Source organism: Alkanindiges hydrocarboniclasticus, assembly GCF_001982605.1.
Lineage (GTDB): Bacteria > Pseudomonadota > Gammaproteobacteria > Pseudomonadales > Moraxellaceae > Alkanindiges > Alkanindiges hydrocarboniclasticus.
On record NZ_MLCN01000035.1, the window covers coordinates 1 to 8,107 of the forward strand.

The following is an 8,107-nucleotide window of genomic DNA, read 5'->3' on the forward strand; positions in this document are numbered from 1 at the left end:
GAATACAACTCATTCATACAGTAGTACTGTTTTGGAGATTGAATCTCTATTATATAAGTAGTAGATTCCTTACTCTGAAATTTGGATTATAAACCCTAATATTAAAAATAATCTTCTTTACCTTCTATCTAATAAATATACCAATAAGTTTAATAATTAAATTATCCACCCTTTTTTCTATAAAAAACTATTTTGATCAACTGTATTTTTTCTTTAAAGGAATAACAGTGTAAATTACATTAAGAATGTGTCTCTAACTAGCCTTGGAGTCATCTAATCATTTCATTTTTATTTTTTTAAGCACATAAAATCATAACAACTTTAATAGTTTTAAAAGATTAATATTAAATAAAATTTTTGTCATCTCAGCATAGACTATATATTTCGAGAAGATCTCAAAATTACATTTTTGTCATTTTTAAAAATAATTAATTAATAGTGCTAAAATTTTTAAGAGAGACAGAGAATAACCAAAAATTTCATCAGTTTAGTAGTCAAATTCCTAGACTCTGTTCAGTACTAAAACATAGCTTTTACTTCCAAATTATTTAAAGGAAAAAATTATGATGAAATTCAAAAACATTTTTTTGGGCTTATGTATCGCAGCCGCGTCATTGAATACATTTGCACAGCAATCCGATGAACACAAAGATCACCACCCTGAAAAAACAGCACCATCTGCAGTAACAATTAAGCAAACAGTTACCAGCACCACTGCTACAGATAAAATGGCTGCAATGGATCAACACATGAAGGCGATGCAAGCCATGCATGAGAAGATGATGGCTGCAAAAACCCCACAAGAACGTCAGAAACTTATGGCTGAGCACATGAAACTCATGCAAGGAGGTATGAGTATGATGAAACAGATGGGCAGCCAAAGCATGAATGCAAATATGGCTGACCGTCAGCAGATGATGGAAAAACGTATGGACATGATGCAATCCATGATGCAGATGATGATGGACTGTATGCCTCCGTCAGCAACTAAATAGTTACCCATGAATTAGGGGAAAGCACCATGAATCACCAACACCAAGAAAATAATTCAGTACCTAACTTCTGGTCTACACGTTATGCCATTGGTCTAATCGTGCTGGGTGGTATCGCAGCTTATTTTCTATTAACGGAACATTTAGCCCACGTTATCGGTGCTTTGCCTTATTTATTCCTTTTAGCGTGTCCACTGATGCATATTTTTATGCATGGTGGTCATGGGCATAACCACTCGCAGCAAAAAAAATCCGATATATCTGATAACAAAAAATAGCTCTTATCAGGAGATCCATCATGAATCATGCGGAATCGGCTTATGGTTTATGGACGCTGGTTATCATTAACTCAGCAGTTTTTATCATGTTCGCTTTCAGTTTTTTTAGACCTTCCACTGCGCGCGATTGGCGTACATTTGGGGCCTTTTCGGCTTTTATCATTGCTCTATTTGTCGAAATGTATGGTTTTCCTTTAACCATTTACCTGTTATCTGGTTGGCTTCAAACTCGCTTCCCTCAACTTGACTTACTTTCTCATAATGCAGGTCACTTGTGGTCAACGCTATTAGGTGAAAAAGGTGATCCACATTTTGGCATTTTGCATATCGCCAGTTACGTTTTCTTGGGCTATGGATTTTACCTGTTATCAACGTCATGGCACGTGCTGTACAACGCGCAACGTCAGCATTCTTTAGCGATCACAGGCCCTTATGCACGTATACGTCACCCACAATACGTGGCTTTTGTGATGATCTTGCTGGGTTTTTTATTGCAATGGCCAACTTTACTGACACTGATTATGTTTCCAATCCTACTCTTAATGTACAGCCGCTTGGCAATTAAGGAAGAGGCTGAAATGAGTAAACAGTTTGGCGCTGTCTATGACAGCTATGCTCAACAGACTCCGAGATTTATTCCAAAATTCGGCCATAAAACCACTTTACCATAAGAGAATTATTTATGTCAGATCAAAAAAATCATAACCAGGACCATATGGCACAGGCTACAACAGACGTACTGAAAGACCCAGTCTGTGGTATGACCGTCACTGAAAAATCGAAATACCATGAGGAATTTAAGGGGAAAACTTACTTTTTTTGCAGTGATAAATGTCAATCAAAGTTTCATAGCAGCCCGGTGCAATATATCGCTAAACCCGCAACGACGACTGCCGATGCACATACACAGCATCATCAGACTACTCAATCCGTTAATGAGACAAGCACAACAGGCACGATCATCTATACGTGCCCAATGCATCCAGAAATTAAACAAGATCATCCTGGAAACTGTCCTAAATGCGGAATGACACTGGAGCCACTCATTCCTGAATTAGAGGAAGATGAGAATCCGGAGTTACGTGATTTCCGCCGACGCTTCTGGTGGACACTGCCATTGACCATCATCGTGACTTTTTTGGCGATGTTTGGTCATCAAATGAACCTGTTCAATATGGCGGTTCAGAGCTGGATTGAACTGGTGTTGTCACTCCCAATTGTACTTTGGGCAGGTTGGCCATTTTTTTCCCGGGGTTGGCAATCGGTCGTGAATCGCAGCCCGAACATGTGGACCCTGATCGGTCTAGGTACAGGGGCTGCTTTTATTTACAGTGTGGTTGCAACTGTAGCGCCACAAATCTTTCCAGACTCATTTATTTCCATGGGCCGTGTCGCTGTTTACTTTGAAGCTTCAGCGGTCATTATTTCGTTGACCCTACTGGGACAAATACTAGAATTAAAAGCACGTTCGCAAACTTCTGCTGCAATTAAGTCACTACTCGGACTTGCTCCTAAAACAGCTCGCCGAATTCTGTCCGATGGAACTGAGGAAGACGTTCCTCTGACTCATGTCCATGTAGGAGATTTACTTCGCATCCGCCCAGGTGAAAAAGTTCCTGTGGATGGTGTAGTCACTGAAGGAAGTAGTTCAGTAGATGAATCAATGCTGACAGGCGAACCTTTACCAATCACTAAACGTGTCGGCGATAATGTCATTGGCGCTACCCTGAATACCAATGGTTCATTGATCATGCGTTCAGAGAAAATTGGTTCAAGTACCATGTTGTCCCAGATCGTACAGATGGTGGCACAAGCTCAACGCTCGAGAGCACCAATGCAACGTATGGCTGATCAGGTAGCAGGTTGGTTCGTCATGGCTGTAGTAGCCATTGCCTTGCTTACCTTCTTTGGATGGGGACTGTTCGGCCCAGAAGAGTCGAGCTGGGTTTATGCATTAATCAATGCTGTGGCAGTACTCATTATTGCCTGTCCTTGTGCACTAGGCTTGGCAACTCCAATGTCTATCATGGTTGCAACGGGTCAAGGTGCTACTCATGGTGTGTTGTTCCGCGATGCAGCAGCCATTGAGAATCTGCGCAAGATTGACACACTAATCATCGATAAAACAGGTACGTTGACCGAAGGACGCCCTGTATTCGATCGTGTGGTTGCCGCATCAGGTTTCGATGAATCTGAAGTATTACGTTTAGCCGCCAGTCTTGATCAAGGCAGTGAACACCCGCTAGCCGAAGCGATTGTAAATGCAGCACACGAACGTGGCCTGTCTCTTGAAACACCAGATAATTTTGAATCAGGCTCAGGGATTGGTGTTCGAGGTCAAGTGGGCGATCGTCAGTTAGCTTTGGGCAACACAGCACTGATGGAGCAATTAGGTATCTCGGTACAATCTCTGATTCCGCAAGCCGAAGAGCTGCGTTCAGAAGGTGCAAGTGTGATGCATCTAGCCATCAATGGTGAATTGGCCGGCCTGCTTGCAGTATCCGATCCCATCAAAAAAAGTACCCCTGAAGCACTTGCCACCCTGAAGGAAGCTGGACTACGTATCGTGATGGCAACAGGAGATGGTCTCACCACTGCCCGTTCAGTCGCAGCACGTCTGGGTATTGATGAGGTACATGGTGAAGTTAAACCCGCAGATAAACTAGAACTGGTCAGCAAATTGCAGAAGGAAGGTCGCATCGTGGCAATGGCCGGCGATGGAATCAATGATGCACCAGCACTAGCCAAGGCTGATGTCGGTATCGCTATGGGGACCGGAACTGATGTTGCAATGAATAGTGCTCAAGTTACGCTGGTCAAGGGGGATTTACGCGGTATCGCGGTTGCCCGTTCCCTTTCGGAAGCTACTGTTGGCAACATGAAACAGAACCTCATGTTTGCTTTCCTTTACAATGCCTTGGGTATCCCAATCGCAGCTGGCGTACTCTATCCATTTACCGGTTGGTTATTGTCACCCATGATTGCGGCCTTGGCGATGAGTTTTAGTTCAGCTTCAGTCATCACGAATGCCCTTCGCCTGCGAAATAAAAAGTTATGATAGAGAGTTCTTTTCTTCCACCAGATGTACCAGGTCTTATTGCAGCACTTGCCATCGGCCTGCTCATTGGTTTAGAACGAGGATGGCACGATCGTGAATTGCCCGAGGGCAGCCGAGTAGCAGGCCTACGTACCTTCACATTGACAGGATTACTCGGAGGAGTGCTGGGTCATCTACAGCCAAACTTTGGGCCTTGGCCACTAGTCGCAGCCGTATTAGGGCTTTCCCTTTTACTTACGGTATCCTACGCGCGTACCGCAAAAATTTCCGGTAATTTAAGCGCTACCACGACGATCGCGATGCTGTTGACATTAGTTCTAGGTGCATATGCATCCCATGGTAATGTTACTTTAGCATTAACAGCGGCTGTCATCGTGGCTGTATTTTTGGATCTCAAGCCAACCTTACATGGTTGGTTACGCTTGATCGAACATCGTGAATTAACCGCATCTCTACAGTTACTGGTACTTTCTGTCGTTATATTACCTTACTTACCCAATACGGGTATGGGACCTTTTGCTGCATTAAATCCTTACCAGTTATGGTGGGCAGTGATCCTGATTGCCGGACTCTCTCTGGCAGGTCATTTTGCCATGCGGCTCACCGGTTCACAAAGAGGCATACTCTGGACAGGTCTATTGGGTGGTTTGGCATCTTCTACAGCTGCAACTGTCGCACTGGCACGCTATACACGCCAGCACCCCGTCATGGTCAGTGCTGCTATTTCTGGAACATTGGCTGCCTGTGGCATCATGTTTTTTCGTATGGCTACTGATAGGCGTCATTGAGCCAGCATTGCTAAGCACTTTTGGTGGTGCAATGATGATTGCGGGAATCCTTTTGCTGGGTATGGCACTGTGGAGACAACGCCAAATTACCAGCGCTGAAAACAACGATCGAACAATAGAAGCAATGGCTCCTTTTGATCTTGGGACAGCATTCAGCTTCGCTGCTTTCCTTTCTGTCATGGCAGTCTTGGTCCCGGCAGCAAAACAATGGTTGGGCACCAGCGGCATCTTCGTATTATCGACTATTTCCGGGCTAGCAGACGTAGATGCTATTTTAGTCTCACTTGCCCGCCTGCATAGTACTGAAGGCTTAACAACAAATGTGGCTGCTGTCGCGCTAGGGCTGGCCACACTGAGCAACATGTTAAGCAAAGCGACAATTGCATGGATGACAGGGGGGCACAGTTTGGCCGAGCTATCATATTTGGCTACACAATTGCCATGATAGGTGCTGGCGTAGCTCTGGCTCTCAGTTTGAGCTTTATGTAAGGTCAACTCGGGTAAATGGAAGATGTTCAAAAAATGAGTTAAAATGATTCCCCTTGCATGGATTCACTTTGAAAAACAATGGTAAAAATGATTCGACCATTGAGGGATTCAGCCTGGATGGTCGCCCCAAGCATATCAAGAATAGATTTTGTTATGGCAAGCCCTAAGCCGGTTCCTTCTTCTGTTCTTTGTCTAGACGCATCTGTTCGATAAAAACGATCAAATAATCTGGATAGTTGTTCAGGAGAGAGTTCAGGGCCTTCATTTTCAATTGAAAATATTGTGTTATCTAAATTCTGTTGAAGTTTTATCTGTATTGTAGAATTCTTGTTTCCATATTTAACTGCATTAGACAATAGGTTGCTGAGTGCGCGACGTAACATAGCAGGATCACCTTTTACATTGCCAGATCCTGTTTGTTGAAGTGTCATATTTTTTTCGGCAGCTAGAGCGTCATAGAAATCAAATAAAGCGGTAACTTCTTTAATGAGGTCAATATTCTGTAAGTTCTGTAAATTTAAGTCATGTTCTGCTTTTGCCAAGAAAAGCATATCGGACACCATTCGAGCCAAACGTTCAAATTCTTCTAAATTAGAAAATAGTATTTCTTGATAAGTACCAATATCTCGGTTACGGGCGAGACATACTTGAGTTTGGGTCATTAAATTATTAATCGGTGTTCTAATTTCATGTGCTAAATCAGATGAAAAATCGGAAAGTTTTTCTAAAGCTGACTCTAGTCTGTCCAGCATAGCATTGAAGGCGATTGCCAATGATTTTAGTTCGGTTGGTGTATGCTCAACTTCTAAACGTTCTGAAAGATGTTGAGCAGAAATTCCTTCTGCGACCTTAGCCATTTTTTGCACTGGTCTTAAACCTCTCCAGGTTGCAAACCAACCTAAAAACATTAAACAAATTGTACCAGCCAAACCAATATACAAAAGTTGACGCTTAAAATCTTTTAGAAAATGTAGATGTTCTGATGTATCGATCCCAACAATAATTCGTACAGATTGTATTTCAGAATTTCTATTTATACCTGTAGTGTAGATCATGCCACGATAGGTCTTATTTTGAACTTGCCATTTAATCCATGAATTATTTGCTGACTTGATTAAATTTTGAGTATTAATGATTGAGGATGCTGAACTAAATAAAATTTGGCCTGTCGGTCGTTCTATTTGGACCATAAGATCATGGTGTCCAACTAACGCATCTCTTAAATAGAAATTAAGTTCTGGAGAATTTTTAGGATGCTGTTGGAGAAGATTCTGAATAAGCTGGATTTTACCTTCTAATTGGGTACGGTCTTGAGTTTCAAAATGATGCATTACTAATTTATTTATGAACAAACCCATAATAATTAGAATGAAAATAGTCGATAATGAGAAAATGATACCGATCCGGAAACTGATCGCTCTGAATAAATTATTATTCATCCTCTACCTCTAGTACATACCCCATTCCTCGAATATTCTGAATTAATTTGGGAGTAAAGTTACTGTCAACTTTACTTCTTAATCGTTTAATAGCGACTTCAACGACATTCGTATCACTATCAAAATTCATATCCCAAATTTGAGAAGCAATCAGCGCTCTTGGTAAAATTTCACCTCGTCTACGCATAAAAAGTTCCATAAGCGCGAATTCTTTTGCCGTCAGATCAATGCGTTGACCCGCTCGTGTTACCCGACGTTTTCTCAAATCAAGTTCTAAATCAGCAATCTTAATAATATTATTATCTTCTCTTTGTTGCCCTCGTCTAAGGAGCGTTTTTATTCGAGCTAGAAGCTCTGCAAAAGCAAAAGGCTTAACTAAATAATCATCAGCGCCTAGCTCTAATCCTTTTACTCGATCTTCGATTTGATCTCGGGCGGTAAGAAAAAGAATGGGCATTGTTTTACCGCTGCTACGAATATCATTGATAATATTCCAACCATTTAGTCCAGGTAACATCACGTCTAAAATAATTAAGTCATACTCTTCAGAAAGAGCTTGATGTTTACCCGTTAACCCATCTGTAACCCAGTCCGTAATATAGCCAGCTTCGGATAAACCTTGCTTGAGATAATCACCAGTTTTTTGTTCATCTTCAACTAATAGTATTCTCATTTCCGAATCCTAAGTCATTCATTAAAACTATAATAACGTTATAAAACATCTGATCGAGATAGATTACAAAAATGTCATTTTCAAGTCACTTAGATGTTCAGTGCTTCACTTTATTGTAGTAGCAAGAAATTAACTTTTAGAGAAACTTATGAAAACTGTAGTGCGTCGTAGTCTAACAATTTTAATGTGTGCTGGAACTTTAATTGCTGGTACTCAATCTTGGGCAAAAGATGTATCAACCTCAAGTGCCACTAAAACGGTAAAAGCACAGGAACCTTGTACAAAACCTTGTAAAATGGAAAAAGATGACAAGACTCAGCAAGATCATAGTCAACATCAGTCGCCTAACTCATCTGACATGTCAAAAATGGATCATTCTATGATGAATAT

At 41.5% G+C, this 8,107-nt stretch carries 7 protein-coding genes and 1 pseudogene; 6 read left to right on the forward strand and 2 right to left on the reverse strand.

Annotated features, from left to right (window positions below):
- Positions 1 to 563: 563 nt before the first annotated feature.
- From BKE30_RS12980 to BKE30_RS15765, 5 genes and pseudogenes are all read left to right on the forward strand, one after another.
- On the forward strand, positions 564 to 995 hold the full coding sequence (locus tag BKE30_RS12980; RefSeq protein ID WP_004695737.1) for a hypothetical protein: 432 nt from the start codon (positions 564 to 566) through the stop codon (positions 993 to 995).
- A 26-nt stretch (positions 996 to 1,021) separates the two neighbouring features.
- On the forward strand, positions 1,022 to 1,270 hold the full coding sequence (locus BKE30_RS12985) for a DUF2933 domain-containing protein (protein ID WP_004695740.1): 249 nt from the start codon (positions 1,022 to 1,024) through the stop codon (positions 1,268 to 1,270).
- Between the two features lie 20 nt (positions 1,271 to 1,290).
- On the forward strand, positions 1,291 to 1,941 hold the full coding sequence (locus BKE30_RS12990; protein ID WP_004281871.1) for a methyltransferase family protein: 651 nt from the start codon (positions 1,291 to 1,293) through the stop codon (positions 1,939 to 1,941).
- A gap of 11 nt (positions 1,942 to 1,952) precedes the next feature.
- Positions 1,953 to 4,328 (forward strand): heavy metal translocating P-type ATPase, encoded by a 2,376-nt coding sequence (locus tag BKE30_RS12995; protein ID WP_076879016.1) that lies wholly within the window; start codon positions 1,953 to 1,955, stop codon positions 4,326 to 4,328.
- Positions 4,325 to 5,605: pseudogene (locus tag BKE30_RS15765) on the forward strand (MgtC/SapB family protein). Before BKE30_RS12995 ends, BKE30_RS15765 begins: the two are co-directional and overlap by 4 nt.
- Positions 5,606 to 5,643: 38 nt before the next feature.
- Here the strand turns inward: BKE30_RS15765 and BKE30_RS13010 are convergent.
- Both BKE30_RS13010 and BKE30_RS13015 read right to left on the reverse strand, forming a co-directional pair.
- Entirely contained in the window at positions 5,644 to 7,044 is a 1,401-nt protein-coding gene (locus tag BKE30_RS13010) for a heavy metal sensor histidine kinase (RefSeq protein WP_076879018.1), read from the reverse strand.
- Entirely contained in the window at positions 7,037 to 7,717 is a 681-nt protein-coding gene (locus BKE30_RS13015) for a heavy metal response regulator transcription factor (RefSeq protein WP_004663993.1), read from the reverse strand. The genes BKE30_RS13010 and BKE30_RS13015 overlap by 8 nt, the downstream gene beginning before the upstream one ends.
- 148 nt (positions 7,718 to 7,865) lie before the next feature.
- On the opposite strand from BKE30_RS13015, the gene BKE30_RS13020 reads away from it, so the two are divergent.
- Positions 7,866 to 8,107 (forward strand): hypothetical protein (locus BKE30_RS13020; RefSeq protein WP_076879019.1); only part of this gene is annotated, 242 nt, incomplete at its 3' end.